Annotated in this window: 13 protein-coding genes; 8 read left to right on the top strand and 5 right to left on the bottom strand. The window is 41.0% G+C overall.

The window, feature by feature from the left end:
* Window positions 1-187: 187 nt before the first annotated feature.
* From WFY05_RS10450 to WFY05_RS10430, 5 genes are all read left to right on the top strand, one after another.
* Window positions 188-679, top strand: a complete 492-nt coding sequence (locus WFY05_RS10450; RefSeq protein WP_340112782.1) for a hypothetical protein — start codon at window positions 188-190, stop codon at window positions 677-679.
* 276 nt (window positions 680-955) lie between these two features.
* Window positions 956-1,999, top strand: a complete 1,044-nt coding sequence (locus WFY05_RS10445) for a sensor histidine kinase (protein ID WP_340112781.1) — start codon at window positions 956-958, stop codon at window positions 1,997-1,999.
* A gap of 1 nt (window position 2,000) precedes the next feature.
* Window positions 2,001-3,098 carry a sensor histidine kinase gene (locus WFY05_RS10440; protein ID WP_340112780.1) on the top strand — a complete coding sequence of 366 codons (1,098 nt, stop codon included), beginning with the start codon at window positions 2,001-2,003 and terminating at the stop codon, window positions 3,096-3,098.
* Complete coding sequence (locus tag WFY05_RS10435; RefSeq protein WP_340112779.1) at window positions 3,070-4,107, top strand: histidine kinase; 1,038 nt, start codon at window positions 3,070-3,072, stop codon at window positions 4,105-4,107. Before WFY05_RS10440 ends, WFY05_RS10435 begins: the two co-directional genes overlap by 29 nt.
* A 74-nt stretch (window positions 4,108-4,181) precedes the next feature.
* Complete coding sequence (locus tag WFY05_RS10430) at window positions 4,182-4,904, top strand: LytR/AlgR family response regulator transcription factor (protein WP_340112778.1); 723 nt, start codon at window positions 4,182-4,184, stop codon at window positions 4,902-4,904.
* On the opposite strand, the gene WFY05_RS10425 is transcribed toward WFY05_RS10430, so the two are convergent.
* Window positions 4,889-5,461: a hypothetical protein gene (locus tag WFY05_RS10425; RefSeq protein ID WP_340112777.1), complete on the bottom strand. Its 573-nt coding sequence runs from the start codon at window positions 5,459-5,461 to the stop codon at window positions 4,889-4,891. The genes WFY05_RS10430 and WFY05_RS10425 overlap by 16 nt on opposite strands.
* A 48-nt stretch (window positions 5,462-5,509) precedes the next feature.
* Between WFY05_RS10425 and WFY05_RS10420 the strand changes: the two genes are divergently transcribed.
* On the top strand, window positions 5,510-6,328 hold the full coding sequence (locus WFY05_RS10420; protein WP_340112776.1) for an aminotransferase class IV: 819 nt from the start codon (window positions 5,510-5,512) through the stop codon (window positions 6,326-6,328).
* A gap of 40 nt (window positions 6,329-6,368) precedes the next feature.
* Here WFY05_RS10420 and WFY05_RS10415 read toward each other — a convergent pair whose 3' ends face one another.
* Complete coding sequence (locus WFY05_RS10415; protein WP_340112775.1) at window positions 6,369-7,523, bottom strand: iron-containing alcohol dehydrogenase; 1,155 nt, start codon at window positions 7,521-7,523, stop codon at window positions 6,369-6,371.
* 45 nt (window positions 7,524-7,568) lie between these two features.
* Between WFY05_RS10415 and WFY05_RS10410 the strand changes: the two genes are divergently transcribed.
* Entirely contained in the window at window positions 7,569-8,192 is a 624-nt protein-coding gene (locus WFY05_RS10410) for a hypothetical protein (RefSeq protein ID WP_340112774.1), read from the top strand.
* Window positions 8,193-8,302: 110 nt separating this feature from the next.
* Entirely contained in the window at window positions 8,303-8,998 is a 696-nt protein-coding gene (locus tag WFY05_RS10405; protein WP_340112773.1) for a head GIN domain-containing protein, read from the top strand.
* A gap of 199 nt (window positions 8,999-9,197) precedes the next feature.
* Here the strand turns inward: WFY05_RS10405 and WFY05_RS10400 are convergent, their stop codons facing one another.
* From WFY05_RS10400 to WFY05_RS10390, 3 genes are all read right to left on the bottom strand, one after another.
* Window positions 9,198-12,896 (bottom strand): rhamnogalacturonan lyase family protein, encoded by a 3,699-nt coding sequence (locus WFY05_RS10400; RefSeq protein WP_340112772.1) that lies wholly within the window; start codon window positions 12,894-12,896, stop codon window positions 9,198-9,200.
* A gap of 107 nt (window positions 12,897-13,003) precedes the next feature.
* Complete coding sequence (locus WFY05_RS10395; RefSeq protein WP_340112771.1) at window positions 13,004-15,562, bottom strand: RICIN domain-containing protein; 2,559 nt, start codon at window positions 15,560-15,562, stop codon at window positions 13,004-13,006.
* A gap of 16 nt (window positions 15,563-15,578) precedes the next feature.
* Window positions 15,579-18,002, bottom strand: coding sequence for a glycoside hydrolase family 2 TIM barrel-domain containing protein (locus WFY05_RS10390; protein ID WP_340112770.1), 2,424 nt, complete (start codon window positions 18,000-18,002; stop codon window positions 15,579-15,581).
* Between the last annotated feature and the right edge of the window lie 107 nt (window positions 18,003-18,109).

Genomic DNA, 18,109 nt, shown 5'->3' with positions numbered 1-18,109 from the left:
CTTCAAAATAAGACCAAATACTCTTTATATGCGTTTTTGGGCTCAAAAATCAATGAACAAATTTTGCAGAATAAAAGCTCCGTTCGCAGATGTTACTCTGTAGATCACTGAATTAAGTGGCGCTGCATCAATCTGTTATATATCTTTGATTTTGTAAACAATAAACAATTATTAAACAGCAGAAATCATGAAAACAAAATCAGTTCTTTTAGCAATTTGTGTCATCCTTCTTAGTGTAGTTGCAAATGCAAAAATCAAAGACGGACAATCAATGAGTGGAAATTCATTAAGTGAGTTAGGTCAGTATACTATTACACATTCCGAAGCTCCGGTTATTCACGATAATCAAGTACTCGAAACTTACGAATTGAGGTACGAAAATGCTACCAATTCAGTAAAAATAGCAGTAGTTGAAGAGAAAAAATGTAAAACATTTATTGTACGTAACGACGAATTTGAAGTACAGTACAATTGTCAGAACGGAGTTTTTGGAGTTAAGAAAATTGAAAAACGTTTCCAGGAAATTCCTGAAGAAGAAATGAATATGAAACTTAACAGAGTAAGCTACTATGCACAACGTGTAATTTGCCAGGGTAAAAAATCGGATGACGATTATCTGGGATTGATAGCATGCTACTTCCCTGAATTAGTAAACGAAGAATATCAGGCCAGTTTCTAGAAACAAGAAAACATTTAAACAGCGCAATTTTTCATAGAAATGTATGAATTGAAGAACCCCGCCAGAGGGCGGGGTTTTTTCTATTGACAAAACGAAGCGAAATTATATAGTGAGTTTTTTAGAGTGAGATCCTAAATACCTCGTGCCAGAACGGGGTATTTATTTATAACTATCTTCGGATCCTCAGCACAATAAAAATTACGTCAAAGATTTATAGCGTGTTTTTAACTGAAATTCAATAACTTTAGAAGAACAAAGAGATAAGATTTAAGATTTGTGAATCAAAATTTTACGACTTTAACCTCGAAGTGGACCTTGAAACGTACGGCCTGCCATCTGGCATTTTGGGGGTTTTACGTTTTGTTTTTTGGCATAATTTATGGCAAATATGGCAAGGATGTCAGTCAGCATTTGATTGAAACCAGTGTTATGTTACCCTTTGTTATGCTGGCTACATACTTTACAATCTATGGTATTTTACCCAATTATTTAAAGAAGCGTAAATTGTTACGCAGCTTGTTTTTTATTGTATTGTTGCAGTTTGTGGTTACCATGAGCGAACGTGCCGCATTGCGCATGCTTAACGGGATGCCGCTCACTGCAGATACCATGATTGATGTAACTTCGATTTATTTATTGCTCGAAACCAATTTTATGGTGGCCCTTGGTTATGCCATAAAAGTGTATAAAATCTGGCATCAGCAACAGGAGGAACAATACAAGGAAGAAAAGAAAAACCTGGAAAATGAACTAAAGCTGCTGAAAGCTCAGCTGCATCCACATTTTCTCTTCAACACCATGAATAACCTGTACGCGCTTTCGCTCGAGAACGATACCAAAACATCGGAAGGAATTGCAAAGGTTTCAGAGTTGTTGCGCTCTGTTTTGTACGAATGTAACGAACGAGAAATACCGCTTGAACGCGAGATTGCCATCATCGAAAATTATATCGAGCTGGAAAAAATGCGTTACGGGAAGCGCCTTATAGTAAAATTTAATGTAGATGGTGACATTCACCAGTACAAAATCGCACCGATGATCCTGTTTACCTTTGTTGAAAATTGCTTTAAGCACGGTTGTTCTAACGATCCCGATAATCCGTATGTCGACATTGGTATTTCTTCAAACGAAGCTCAATTCCATTTTGAAACAAAAAATGGGAAAGCAAAAGACCAGGCAAAACCGGACCCCAAAAATAATGGTGGAATTGGTCTCAATAACGTAAGAAAACGCCTCGAGATTTTATATCCCGGAAAGTATGAGTTAAATTGCAAAAGTGAAGATGATTGTTACAATGTTTCTTTAACACTGAGGCGCTGACATGAAAAAGCTTTTGTACGATAACTCATTTTTGTACAGGGGAACCCGACATTTTTTGTTTTTTACGTTCACTGTTCTGGTGTTTTCGTTCATCCTGTTCAGCCAGGATAACAGTACCTCGTTTGCCCAGGTTTTACATGTTACTTTTATAAATGCTCTTTTCTTTTTTGGCTACGCTTACATCACCATTTTTTTATTGATTCCCGAGTTTCTTCTGAAAAAGAAATTAATGATTTTTCTGCTTCTTTTTGTTTTGATTGGTTTCGGACTTTCAGCAGTTAAACTGGTTATTTCAGAAACCATTTTTTATGCCTCCATATCTCCCGAAAACGTGAGCAGTGAAGGTTATCTCGATTTACGTTTCATCCTTGTAAACACCAAAGACATGTCGTTTATTGTGGCAATATTTTGTATTGCAAAATATGTGAAAGATTTTGTGTATGCCGAGCAAATACGATCAAAGCTCGAACTTCAAAAGAAAGTAGCTCAGAAAAAACTTTTGGGATCGCAGTTCGATCCGCATTTCATGTTTAATACCATAAACAACCTGTACGCGCTTTCTTTGCTCGATCCCGCAAAAACAAGGGAAGTGATCTTTAGGATAAAAATTGTGTTGAATTACATTATCGACGAAAGTCAGAAAGAATTGGTCGATTTAACAGACGAATTTGCATTGGTGGAGAATTATATCCAACTAGAAAAGTTAAGGTACGGAAAACGTCTGAAAATAAGTTTTGAAAAAGAAGGGGAACTCAAAGCGACAAGGATTCCGCCCATGATTCTTTTTTTCCTGGTAGAGAATTGTTTTAAGCATGGTAGCAGTTTAGACGCCGGTGTTCCGTGGATAAGAATTTACGCCGGAGTTGAGAACGACAAAATAAAGTTAACAACTGAAAACAGCAAACCCCGGTCGGCGGTTGAAAAGCACGTGAATGAACGGGAAGGAGAGGGATTTAAAAACCTAATAAAACGATTGAATATATTATACACTCCCAATGGTTATAATTTACAGATCGATAACAGGGAGGCCGCTTTTAAAGTAGTTCTTGAGTTGGAAACAAAGCAAAAAGTTGAAGTTCTACAGCGTACATATCGATAAAAAAGACGTTCTGGGGCATGTCCTTTTCTGGTTGACCTGGATCGTTACTTTTGTGCTGGTGCAAAGCCTGGGCGAAGGTAAGCACGAGTATTTCGTGTGGTTGATGTATTACCTGATCACATTACCAATTTTTGTAGTGCACACTTATCTGATTGCTTACTGGCTGGTTCCCGTTTTCTTTTTTAAACGCCACTATCTGATGCTTACGCTGATCGGATTTGCATTGTTGTTTGTTTTTTCTGTAATCGAGCTGGTAGTAAGCAACGAACTGGTTTTTAAAGTTTTTGATCCATCGAAAGAATTTCAACCGGGCTACCTTAATTTTAAGAATATTCTCATCAGCGGACTTGGTAACCACTACATTATTTTTGTGTTTTTAGCCATAAAGGCCGGTAAATCGTGGTACAGTTCTGAACAACGACGTGAAGAACTCATGCTATCGAGTGTTGAAACAGAACTGGAGATTTACCAGTACCAGCTTCAGCCAAAACTGATTCTATCCTTGGTGGAGCAAATGGAAATGCTTGCACAGAAGCAGCCCGACAAAGCTCCGGATATGATTATCAAAATTTCCGGATTTCTAAATCGCTTTTTATTCGATGGCAAGGAAGATATGATCTCTTTGCAGCTCGATGTAAAGCTTCTGGAAGAATATCTCGATATACATCGCGTAGCCTTGGGCGATCGGTTGCACCTGAATTTTGTGGTGAACGGAAATCTGAAACCTTATATTGTTCCGCCACTTTTATTGCTGCCGTTTTTGCACGATTCGTTAAAAATTGTTTATGAGTGTAACAATTCTTTCGAAATCTCAGTCATTATTAAAACGGAACGGAACTACTTGCTCTTTTCTTTTTCGATATGGAGTGAGCAGAATTTTCGTTTGCCGGATAACAGCAACCTCGAGATTACTAAAAAGCGTTTAAATTACAGGTTTCGGGGGAAGCATCGCTTGATCGAAAATATCGATGATAATTTCAATGAAATTAGTCTGGAGATATTTACATGATGATTTGTAATGATTTTTTTCTTATATTACGAATAGATTACTAGAACAGAAAACAAAAGCTTACCGTATTATCCATGAAAACTAAATGTCTCATTGTAGATGATGAGCCTCTAGCGCGCGACTTGGTGCGGAGCCACATCGAAAAATTAGAAAATTTCCAGATTGTAGCGGAATGCGGCGATGCCATGAAAGCTCTACAGGAGTTGAGAAACAGCACCGTCGACCTGATGTTTATGGACATTCAGATGCCCCAAATTACCGGTATCGAATTCCTTAAAACTCTTAAGAATCCCCCGAAAGTGATCATCACAACTGCGTATCGCCAATATGCACTTGAAGGTTTTGAGCTTGATGTTGTGGATTTTTTGTTGAAACCAATAACCTTCGAACGTTTCCTGAAAGCGGTTAATAAATATTACGAGATTAACAGCGATGATTACACGAACGGTTCGCCGGTGATGAATAACAACAACCACAGCGAAGAGCCATTTATTTACGTGAAGGAAAACAAAAAGGTACTTAAGATTCAATTGGACGAAATACTCTATCTTGAAGGTTTGAGCGAGTATGTTAAGATCCATACAGAGAGTAAAAAGATTGTAACGAAAAACAGCATGACCAATATGGCCGATAAACTGCCGGATAGTGAGTTCATGCGTATTCACAAATCGTACATTGTGTCCATGTCGAAGATTCAGGCTTTTACTACCAGCAGTGTTGAAATCCCCGGAAAGAAACTACCCATTGGGCGGAGTTACAAAAATTCGGTTATCGAAGCGCTTCAGGTACAGGGATAGTTTTGGAACAACTCCCAAAGCCTTAGAATTCCCGATTCACCTTTTCGCAACGATTTTATTGGCGATAACTTTAAATAGTTTTTTCGCACACGGTTAATTACATTCAGGTTGTTTACCGATACAGGATCGATACGGAGTGCCAACGATTCCAGTGCCAGCACAGTTTTTAAAGTTGTTGCACGCACCCTGATGGTGTGTGTGGAATATTTTGCGGGGTGAATATGAGTGTAGCGCTCAGGATCATCGCCCTTTTTTATCAGCCATTCCGAATGATCGGAAAGCGTGATCTTTTTCCATTTTGGCGGATTGAGCCATTCCAAAAATTCAGCGTATTCGTCGATTCCTTCGCAATTAAAGTATTGAAGGGTTTCGTATACGATCTCATCAACGTCAAGATCACCCAGGTAAAAATCGAGCAGGTTGTTTCCAATGCTTAAAAGCTGAGCGTTTACTGACGACCATTCCATTTGCCTCCAGTCATCGAGTTCGCTAAGCAAAAAACGAAAGTGGTGTTTATACGAATTGAATGTTATTGGTGCAGGAATTTCGACCGGCATTTCTTTTGTTTTCAAACATTTCAATAAATTTACCACAAATCCTGAAGAATGGCACTTTTACCCATCCATCAATTTTTTAGTCGAAATGCTAAACTTACTCCCTGCTCCAAGTTTGTTGAATCGGAAAACGAAGGTGGAATTTACGAAGTGCTGCGTGTAGTGGACGGTATACCATTGTTTTTAGAGGATCATTTGAAGCGTTTCTATTGTTCGGCCAAACTTGCCCAAAAATCCATTCGTTTCAATCCCGGCCAAATACTGGAGATCCTGAATGAACTGATAAGTGAAAATCAGGTAAGTGATGGAAATATTCTGATCTCGTGTAAAGAAAATTTAAAGGCATTTTTTATTGCGCATTCTTATCCGTCAGCAGAGAATTACAAAAACGGTGTGAACTGTGGACTTCTACATGCCGAGCGGAATAATCCCAATGCCAAAGTTTTTCAAACACAGGTTCGGGCTGAGGCTAACCGACAAATTGCCCTGCACGGTTTTTACGAGATGTTGCTGGTCGATCACAACCAAAACATTACTGAAGGCAGCAGAAGTAACGTTTTTGTAGTCACCAACAATAAAATTATTACGCCTCCTTCGGGAAAAGTGCTAATGGGAATTACGCGGCAAAAGACCATAATTTGCGCCCAAAATCTTAGCATTGAAGTTGAAGAGCAGGAATTGCCTCTGGAAACACGTTCCGGAGAACAGGCCGTTTTTCTGACGGGAACTTCACCAAAAATACTTCCTGTAAAAAACATTAGTTCCATGAATTTCGATGTGAACAGCGAAATATTGAGGCGTCTGATGCACGAATACAATCAAATGATCAACAGCTACATCGCCGATAAAAAGAATAGCCCTATCAGTTGATCACCAATAGGGCTATTATATATCGCAATAATTTCGATGGTTATAAGCGGTCTTTTAAAATGTCTTCTACTTCTTTATAATCAATATCACCTTTCTCACCGAATTTCATGCCGCTTTCCTGAAAGCGCAGGCTGATTTTATCGATGGTACTTGCGGGCACATCGTATTCTGGCAGGGTAGTGGGTACTCCAAGCGATTCAAAGAATTCAATCGTTTTTGCAATGGCAGCATCAACGCGTTCATCAGCTGTACCTTTTGTAATTCCCCAAATACGTTTCCCAAATTGAAGGATTTTTTCTTTTTTGTTTTCCCGTTTAAGGTTCATCATTCCCGGAAGTACAATGGCCAGTGTTCTTCCGTGATCGATGCCATGAAAGGCAGTGAGTTCGTGACCGATCATATGTGTGGCCCAGTCTTGAGGAACACCAACAGCAATAACTCCATTAAGCGCCATGGTCGCGCTCCACATAAAGTTGGCGGCTGTTTCGTAATCTTTTCGGTTGGCCAGAACTTTCGGACCTTCTTCAATAAGAGTAAGCAGGATACCCTCTGCCAAACGGTCCTGAAGCGGAGCATTCACATTAAAAGTGAGGTATTGCTCCATCACATGTACGAAAGCATCAACAACTCCGTTGGCTACCTGCCGGTCGGGAAGTGTGAATACACATTCCGGATCGAGAATCGAGAACTGCGGCATTACGAGTGGCGATCCAAAAGCTTTCTTTTCTTGGGTGGCGGCTTTTGTTATGACTGAATTTCCGTTCATTTCGGAGCCGGTTGCCGGTAGAGTCAATACATCGGCGAGCGGAAGAGCTGCTTTTACTTCGGCTCCTGTTGCCAGAATATCCCAGGGATCATTTCCTTCGTAACGTGCAGCAGCAGCAATAAACTTGGTAGCATCAAGAACTGATCCGCCTCCAACAGAAAGTAAAAAATCAATGTTTTCGCTTTTTACCACCTCAACTGCTTTCATGCAGGTCTCGAAATGTGGATTGGGCTCAATTCCGCCGAATTCAATGAGTTGCCAATCTTTTAAGGCATTTTTTACCTGATCGTAAACACCGGTGCGTTTTATGCTTCCACCGCCATAGGTCATCAATATTTTAGCACCTTTCGGGACTTCGTTAGCGACTTGGGGAATTGTTCCTTTTCCAAAAACTATTTTTACCGGATTTTTGTATTCGAAATTGTACATGACTTAAATTTTATGTATTATGATATTCGATTAAAACAGATTCTTTTGTCAAAATTAACTCAAATATTCAAAAAGCGAAACAGTGAGGACAGGAAGGATTTTCGCGACCAGATACTCGAATGTAACGATGAAGCATTAATAAAGATTCTGACGCAACGGACTTACTATATTCCTGAAGCAGCACAATTAGCAATTGATGAGGCAATTAGGCGAGGAATTATCAGTTCGGAACAGGACCTGTTACAGGATAAATACCGGGTGCAAGAACTGAATTTTACCTGGTTTCCACAACCGATCAACAATAGCAACAGAACCCGAATTCGAAAAAGTGTGGGACGCAGTCTGGTGATATGCGGGATATTCCCTGTGGTATATGGATTTATAAAGCTCAACGCCGGTAATCAGATCGAAGGCAAATTGATACTGGGGTTTGGTTTACTCTGGATATTTCTTTCCTCGCAGTTATTGCGCACTTTTCAAAAACAATTTGTTTTTGTATTGCTGGCAGCCAATATCGTCTGGGCAGTTTTTGTATTTGTCCGCCTGCTCAGTTTTAATCGGTCGCCTTTCATGGACTTCTTTGTGGCTGTTGTACTTTTTGTGCTTGTTTTGTACGGATTAATTTATCTGTACAAGATCGGTAAAACCACCAAGGACGTTAAAATATAGGAGGAAGTGATGGTCTCAGGCATTTCGTTTATCTATTAAAATCCTCCATTCATCGAAATAAAGAGCAATGACAGGCGTTCTTCCATTACCTTTATCTGAAAATTAAAACCATGAAGACTGTTCTCGCACTTTTTTTAGCCTTAATATTGGTTAGCCCGGCACTTTCTGCTCAGGATGATGATGATTGGGCAAGTCGTGAATATTCCATCGATGATTTCTCGGAGTTATACCTTTATGGTGGCTACAAAGTTTTTCTTACACAGGGAAATAAACCGGCGCTGACCATAAAAACAAGTGACAGCGATGTCCTTGATAACCTGAATGTAAAAAATTGGGGTGATGAACTTAGGCTGGTAATGGAAGACGATTTTATCACTTACAAACGCATTCGGGTGTATCTGACGTTTACCAATCTTGAAGCGATTAAAGCGGAAGGTGGATTAAAGCTGGAAACCGCCGGATTTCTCGATTTAGAAGATTTTTATTTGAGCGTTGAAGGCGGTGCTAAAGTCGATTTACAAATGAAAGCCGATGATGTTGATGTAGCAGGTGAGGGAGGTGTGCTGGTCGATTTGGAAGGAGTTGCCAATTCTCTTGAAGTAAGGTTATCGGGAGCGGGGCATGTTGATGCCGATGAATTAAAATGCGAAGATGCCCACATTGAGATTGAAGGTGTTGGTACTGCCAGTGTTTATGCAACCGATAAACTGTTTGCCAAAATCGACGGCGTTGGAAAAGTTTCATACACGGGCCATCCGAAAGTAACAGAAGATATAAATGGTTTAGGTTCAGTGAGTAAAAAATAACAAAGATACTACTACCGGTTTCTCATACCGGCAATTTTTTAGGTTTGGTTTAGGTTTTATTGAAGGCTGCTGATGAGCAGCCTTTTTTTGTTGGATTTATAATCTGGCAAGTTCTTCAGACTTCGCTTCAATAAGTGTCAAAAATATGGAACCATGGAATTGCCTATGATCATTGCCATGTCATCCTTCAGGAATTAAGTTAATTCTTACGAACCAGCTTTATGGTATTAACAAGTTTTCCTTCGAGGGAAATGGATGCAATATAAATACCGGGATTTAGATCTTCAGCATTCCATTGATATTTAAAAGATCTGCCGTCACTCTCAGTTATTTCGGCACTTTCCACAAGCATTCCTAATACATTGTATATGGCTATGGTTGGATTTACATTACCCGGTAAACTAACAACAATAGTTACAGTATTTCTGAACGGATTTGGATAGGCGGTTAACGATGGCTGTATTACAATGTCTTTAATACTAGTGTTGATTGTATCAGAAGTTTTTGATCCGATAACAATTTCGTCCAACAAACCAAAATCATCGTTTAAAGCTTCAACTCTAATTGTATTTTCAAATTCTGCATTTAGTTTCACCTTTAAGGTATCGAATACATAATTTGTCCAACCAGATGTGGTAGCCATCACATAAGTAAAAGTTGAATCATTGACGGTGATTTCACCCATTCCGGAATCATTGTTTTGGGCGTGTTTGATAAGTAAATTATACCATCCGGAATCAGGACTGTACACATAATCCAGCTTTGCAAAACCGAGTGGATCGAATGCGATATAACCTGTCCCGCTAAAGCCTTCATAGGTATTCTCAACCCGGGCGTTAAAATAAAAACCATCTTCAGCCTGTACAACAATACTGTCGCCCGGTATTACTGAAACAGGATCGGGCCAGTATGATTCATTGTTATCTTCGGTAACCGATTTTACCATGTAATTGTATTGTGTCCCGTTTTCCAGATCAGAATGTGTAAACGTAGTATCGGTGATCAATTCTTTATTTAGTTTCCAGTACAAAGAACTTTTGTTTATGGAATAATAGACATTGTAACCAGCCACTTTTGACCGCTCATAATTGTATGCTCTCTTGGTCACTGTCGCGGCATTCATGCTTCCTTCATAAATATTAAATTCATCAATAGTGCCTAACCATGTCGGATCGTTGTTATATCCGCCTCTGCACAGCCAGGCCTTATCATTACTGATATTTGCAATTGAATTGTTCCCCGAAACATCAGCTTTTCCTACCAGATTCCCGTCATTATATAGTGTAATTGTACTATCATTCAATACGCTCACAATATGATGTGTTTTTCCAACGCTTACCGGATCACCTGTAACGCCTTGTTCAGCAGTCCAGGGCTGAGTCAGGTTTCCACATGAAATGGCAGTACGACTTTCTTCCCATCTGTCGGGAGTTAAGAAGTACCCGTTTCCGCCAAGTCCATTTACATTACCGCCAAAATAGGCCATCATATTTGGTTCTGTATTATCGACATTTGCGGTAATAACTGCCTCCAATGTAATGGCAGAATAATTGTTGATGGCAATAGCATTTGCCGGTAATTCGATATAATCTCCGTTTGATGCAGCTTTATATTTTCCATTCGATATTGTACCCCCGAATAATGTTCCGTCTGCATTCCCAATTTCATCTTTAATATTTCCGTCATTAAACGTGTAGGAGTGTTTTAAAACAAGCCCTTCCTGTTCGCTTGAAAATATGTTTTCCTGGATGGCATTCCAGAAGACCAGGTTTTTTTTGTTTCCCATTCTTCCTATGATATTATGCGGAGGATAAGGTTCAACCAAATTAGGGAAGGCTGATTTAACCGCCGATGGTTCTGATTTATTTCCATCGTTATCAACAGCAACCACATAATATTTATAAACTGTATACAGTGATATTGCACTGTCGGAAAGACTGGTGATATTGGTAGGCGCATCACTCAGCGATTCGAAGGGACCATTATCAACTGATTTATAAATGTAATAGCCCTGGATATCGCCCTCAATATTGGCTCTCCAACTCAAATTAACACGATATTCTTCGGCCTCAACGTTGAATTCTTTGGGCGAGCTGGGTGGAATTTCTCCTGTCGATTTGTCCATATCATACCCGAGGAAGAATGAAGTATGCGGTGGTTGGTTGTAGCTGTTGTTTTGCCACGCAATTGCAAGTCGATACTGTCGATCGTGCATCAGTGTTTTAAGTCGGTGCGTAGTAACATCAGTAGTCGTATATATTCGCAGATGGCGGTTATCGGCAGTCCGCCAGATTACTTCTTCCCGCCAGTCTCCGAAAATATCGGCTTGTAAACAAGGATTTGCTTTTGATCCGTTATTGGAATAACATCCGGTTGCAGTCAATAAGTTTCCGGCTCCATATTTATCAATGTGAATATCATTTAAAAGTTCTCTTCCAAGGTCGGCATCCCACCACACTACATGATTGGTAGAAGACGGCCAGTTACCCGCGTATTCATTGGTTGAGCTTCTAAGTCCGTCAGTGCCTCCCCAAACTTCCATGCCGTAGAAATCAGGTGTTAAATCGCCTGCAGTAGCCCGGCCAACATCACCAGCGGGTGTCTTCCACAATACCTCTCCGGTTGCGGCATCCACCAGGTGCGAGCCGGAATTACTATATTCCCCGCAAGCCCATCTTTCAAGGCCGGGTCGTTCAGGTACCATATCGGCCAAATGCATGGCATCGCCTGTTGAGGTTCCTATATCCTTCTTTAACGACCAAAGCCCTTTCCCGTATTCATCAATGGCACAGTGCCCATAAACAATTTCGTCTCTTCCATCCAGATCAACATCGCCAATACTTAAATTATGACTTCCCATTCCTGACCAGTCTTCATAACCCTCCTGGCTTTTAAAAATCCATCGTTGTGATAAATTCTGGCCATCCCAGTCGTAGGCAGCAATTTCAACTTTGGTATAAATACCACGACACCACAGTACGCTTGGTTTTTCACCGTCGAGGTATGCTACAGCCCCCAGAAAACGGTCAACACGGTTTCCGTAATCATCGCCCCAATCCGATACACTTCCCCGGTTGGGTTCAAGGTTTATGGTTTGCAACTCGCTTCCATCAGTACCTTTAAAAACCGTTAAGTATTCCGGTCCTGTTAAAATATATCCCCAGTTATTCCGGTAGTCGGCATTGTCGTTATCGTTAGCGGCCGGGCCGTGACTCAGAAATTGTTCCGTTCCATCTTTTGTTCCCGGTGCAGTTCTGGCTACTATTTCCGCAATGCCGTCATCATCTAAATCATAAACCATGAAAGGGGCGTAATGCGCACCTGAACGTACGTTGATTCCAAAATCAATTCGCCACAGCCGTGTACCGTCAAATTCGTAGGCATCTAGAATGGTATTTCCGGTAAAACCTCCCTGTGAATTGTCTTTTGAGTTGGTTGGCATCCATTTGAGAATAATCTCGTATTCACCATCGCCATCCAAATCGGCAACACTTGCATCATTGGGTTCATATGAATAGGTAACTCCATCGTTTGAAGTACCTCCCGAAGGTCGTTGCAAGGGAACTTCAAGAAAGTTTTGAGACCAGATATCCGCTGTTACTGAAGGTTCTTGTGTCGTTTCATCAATAATTGGAACAACATAATATTGATTTGTTGCAGCCTGATTTGCACTTTCATCCAGGTAGTTAGTGGCTCCGGTAATGGGCTCGTCGTTTAATTTTACCGGGCTTCCATCCGTTACCCGGTATAGATCGAAAGCTATATTCTCAGGATCTGAATTTAAAATTCGCCAGCCAACATAAATTCCGTTTGAACCTTTTTCCAGGGCTACAACTCCTCGGTTAATATTTTCGACATCGGTTTGTGCGGATGAGTTGGTCATCGCTCCAAGGATCATTAAAACGACGATTAAACTTCGTAAACAGTTTGTTTGAGGTTTAAAATTGTGAACAGTTGTCATTTTCTATACTATTAAGATTGGCGTGTACATGCATGATAAGTTAATTATCTAACAATTACTTTATTTACCTCCGCCTTATGACTGGAGTGCACTGTATATCTTACGATATAAATTCCTGAATGAATTGGAATCCGCGTATTATAGCCCTGTATTTCCTGGTGCAGCAATTCAGCTCCTGCTATGGAGTATACTTTAACCTGGGCCGATATGCCGGGTGTTTGTAGAATGACGATCGAATTTTGCGTACCAAAAATTCGCACTGATTCCATCTCATTTATTTTAACCTCGTTATTAATCCCACTGGGGATATCAGCCTTTTTCAAAGTGGGGGGTAATACAAACATCCACTGTCGATGGCTGGCTGCGGGAGTGTTTCCATAAGGCCACAAACCTACTTGAGTTCCTGCCGTATTGTTTTCACCTTCCAGATCCAGGGATTTGCCGGTACGGTTTGACTGAATCCTGTAACAGTCATCACCTATATGCTCGATCTGAAATGTCTGATTTGATAAATTTTCGATTGAAGATGTTTGGACTTTGTATGTTCCGGCATCCGTCAGGTATTTTCCGGCAAGGTTTTTTATGGTGTATCCGTTTCCTGATTCTGTTAAAGTCCAAAGTTGGGTAGAATCGCCGTACAGGTAATTATTAATGGATACTGAATTTGCTGTCGATTGCATTGGCAAACTTGCCGTGCGAGAAAGAATCAGATAGGAAATACCTGTTTTAATCTGATTTTCTGTCGTTTCAAAAGTAACAGGTGCCACCACTGTTGTTACGCTATAACCCGGAAGTGTTATGAACAGCGCGGAATCATTTAATTCATACTCAGTACTTATTGCATTGTTTTCTGTTTCAGAGGTACGAGTCACATCTATTGAACTTCCAAATTGGTCAAACATCGTTAAATCGATCCGGTGACAAACTTCTGTTGATGAATTATTGAGCAACACAATGGTCAGCGAGTCATTTGGAGGATTTAAGGCTGCCAGCATCTGGTCATTAGGTACAGAAAGAAATTTCGAGCCTGCTTTGATATATCGGCTGAACTGTTGCCGAACGAAATAGTTTTTTACCCGCGTATAAGTCTGCGAGGCAAAATTACCCCGGACCATGCACCACTGATCGTTATTTTCTTCAACATACTGCCAGTCGATCCAAGCTTCAGGCCGAATATATCGGATATCATCCATGAGTTTTTGTGCCAGGCTGAGGTTCCCTGAAATACCTGAACCTCCTGAACCGACTTCGCTCATCCACAGTGCTTTATTGTTAGCCGTTGACAGCGCCCGCAGGTTTGCTCTGGCTTTATGGGTAGCGCCGTAGGTATGCGTATTCCACTGACCGACCAGATCAAGAGCTGTTCCGTCTTCAATGTATGCCAGAAAATCGGTAACAGACTGTTCTGCAATTGATTCATCAGAGGCTGATATTATGGTATTCAAACCCGAAGCTTTCAGTACAGGCGACAGTACCTTTAAAAAGTTAATTTGCGCGGGCGTACTGAAATGACAGCCTTCCTGTCCGCCATTTGCAGACCAGTAATTGGTAACCGGTTCATTAAAAGGTTCAAGGGTTTTGAATACAATACCAAATGAATCTTTGTAAAATTTGCAGACATCCACCAGGTAGTGGGCAAATTCATCATAAAACTCAGGCTTAAGATTGTCTTCCCATGCATTAATGTTACCTGCACAGCAGCCACTGTATGTCATGTAGTAGGGAGCAGAATTGCTAAAAGCTTCAAATATGGCATCCGGTCGTTTCTCTTTGATTTTGAGCATTATTTTTCGCTGCGCAGCATCACGGCTCCAGTCGTAATCAGCGTTCAGCGAGTCTTTAAATCCTTCCATTTCTGCACGAATTCCTTTTCCACTTGCCATGTGATGAGGTGTGCAGTTGCGATTTAGCGGGTCGTCGCCACCGCCAATATTGTAGCGGAATATTTTGTAATTCAGTCCTTCGGGGCTTACCAGCCAGTCAACAATCTCATCAATCTTCTCATCGCTCCATCGTCCGCACATATTTGCCCACCAGCAAAGCGATACTCCCCAACCTTCAAATGCATGGTTAAAAGTTGCATTGGGATTAATGAGATAAGTCAAAGTATCTGTCGGGACAGAGTTATAGTTTTCAGAAATATACCAGTAGTGTTTGTCGTTTGTGCCATTTTTATCTGAATAAACGTAGGAACCGCTTGTGGTTTCATCGGTGCCCAGATATTTAGAGTTGACTTTGCATCTTATCCTAACAAAAGAATTGGATACCTTTTCGATGGCCCATTTTGCATTATCTGATGTTGAATCTGACACAAAATAGGTTCTCCATGTCTCCTGGTTTGCCAGGTATGTATTCCGGCTTTTTGGTTTTATCCAATAATATCCTGAACCGGCGGGAATAAAATATAACAGCTGTTCGTCGGAACCTGAATAAGACTGAATAACGGCCCTTTCTTCGCTGTTCTCGCTCATTACATGGCCGCTTGAATGAATGAGGTAATACGTTTTGGTACCATCGGGTTCTATTACCTGGCTCAGCGAAACTGATGGAATAAGTAGGAGGGCCCAAAGTACCAAAACAAGTATATATTTTCGTGATTGCATGACAATTTAACAATTGCTATTTTGCACTCATCGCTGTGAGTTTAATTTCATAATCTCCTAAAGAGGGCTCCTTGACTTTTAGAACAATATTGCCGGTATTTTTTGTGCTTCTTACCACAACCATTGCCCGTCCGTGAAAGGTTTTACGTGAATTTCCCACATAAGGGTCTAAATCCTTGATGTCGCCGTTGGCAACTCCGATGATTGCTCCCGGTCCTTCAATTTCAAATTGCAGTTGATTATCCGCATTTGGATCAGGAATTCCTTTCTCATCTGTTATTTCTATGGTGATGAACGAAAGATCATGTCCATCGGCTTTAATTTCAGTTCTGTCGGCAGTTAATTTGATTTTGGATGCATCTCCGGCAGTTTTCAGAACGGTGTTTTCCATTTCGGTGTCACCAACCACCCCCACTGCTTTCAATTCACCTTCCCGATACGGCAGGTTGAATAAAGCTTTAAATTCTTCATTTCTTCCGGTCAGTTTTTCTCCAATCAATTCACCATTCAGGTATAAACGAACCTTTTCGTATTTCGAATAAACTTCCACTTCAATTTCTTTGCCTTCATGTCCCGGCCAGGTCCAGCTTTCCCACGTCGGCCATGTGCCCCACATGGTAGTAATAATTTTTGAGCCTTCCTGTTCCGGCTCCCGAACGGCCATATATAACTTCTCGGTGTCGTTGTATAACATGCTGCGATAGTGAGAGATGGGTTTCCGCCAGCCTGTCATGTCTATATCTCCGCAATAGGATGCATGCCAGGGAAAAAGGTCCCTTTCCCAGTGTTCTCCCGGTACATCGCCTTCGTAGTACCAGCGTCCAATGCCTGATTCGCCAAGGTAATCGATGGCAGTCCAAACAAAATCACCGATAATGTATGAATTATCTTCCACCAGGTTCCAGCAAAAAAACGCGTCTTTAGGATAAGACTCTGATTGATAGATTATTCGAGACAGAACACGTTCGTGATCAGTTTTGGCCTCGTGTAACTGGTAATTGTAGCCACATACATCGTGCTCGGCCATCAGCGGATCAAAGATGTCCCAGCCTTGTCCCCACGTGGTCATTGCTGATGTTACCGGACGAGTAGTATCAATTTCTTTTACGGCTGCAGCCAACTTTCGGGCAGTTTCCACTGCTTCTGGTTTTGTTCGTTCGATAATCTCGTTCCCGATGCTCCACATAATAATTGAAGGGTGGTTTTTGTCGCGTTTCACCATGGTTTGCACATCAGTTTTCCACCATTTATCAAACAGGGTTGAATAATCGTGGGTGACAGGTGTAAATGTATGTTTCATTTCCCGCCATCCGTCAAATGCTTCGTCAATAACCAGTAACCCCAATCGATCGCAAGCATCCAGGAACGCTTCTGAAGGAATGTTGTGGGAAGTCCGGACTGCATTAAAACCGGCTTCTTTTAATAATTCTACTTTTCGTTCTTCAGCACGGTCGAATGCCGCAGCGCCAAGGCAGCCGTTATCGTGGTGTACACAACCACCGTTTAAAATTACTTCCTGCCCGTTTAGTTGAAAACCTTTTTCACTACTGAATTCAATGCTGCGAATTCCAAAAGCATGGTCTGTTTTATCAATGATCTGTTCACCTTTTTTTATGCTGACACCGACGTGATAAAGATGGGGAGTTTCAGGTGTCCATAGCGCGGGATTTTCAACGGTAACATTTTGAATGATTTTCTGCTGCGAATTTGGTAGCAATTCCAATTTTACTTCATCGCTTCCGGCTTTTTGTTTGTCGCTGTTGCTAATCTCTGCCGAAAGAGTAACTTCCTGTATCGTGGAAGTTTCATTCTTTACCATTGTTTTAATTTCAACTGTTGCTGTTTTATCCGTGATCTCGGGTGTGGTAATGGCAACTCCCCACTGATCGATATGTACAGGATCGGTTATAATTAGCGACACATGGCGATAAATTCCCGAACCACTGTACCACCTGCAGTTTTTTTGCTGTGAATTATCAACACGGACTGCTATGGTATTTTCTTCTCCAATTTTCAGGTGAGGAGTGAGGTCGTAATAAAACGATGAATAGCCATAAGGATAAACACCAAGCGACCGTTCGTTTATGAAAACCTCGGAATTCATATAAACTCCGCCAAAATAAATAATAACCTTTTTGCCTTTCCATGTTTCAGGCACCTCGAATTGTTTTCGGTACCACCCAACACCGGTCGGCAGATAGGCACCATCGTTTCCTGCAGGATTGGAAGCATCAAAATCACCCTCAATACTCCAGTCGTGCGGAAGGTCGAGTTTGCGCCACTCTTCATCATTATAACCGGCTTTGGAGGCATCGGCGATGTCGCCTAAATAAAACTTCCAGTCATTGTCGAACTTTTGTTTGCGATCCGGAATTTGGTCACCTTGAATGCTACAAGAAAATAACAAGATCACTGAAAGGACGGACAGAATTGATTTCATCTGAAGTTATTGGTTTAATATTTTAGTGCAATATGGAGTTTCTCGTAACAATGAAGCGCCTGATTTCGGGCGAATATTGCAGGAAACTCGTCGGACATCAAAAATAT

Source organism: Maribellus mangrovi, from assembly GCF_037646455.1.
GTDB classification, from domain to species: Bacteria; Bacteroidota; Bacteroidia; order Bacteroidales; family Prolixibacteraceae; genus Draconibacterium; species Draconibacterium mangrovi_A.
The sequence above is the reverse complement of the archived record's forward strand: the minus strand, read 5'-3'. Positions and strand labels throughout refer to the sequence as shown.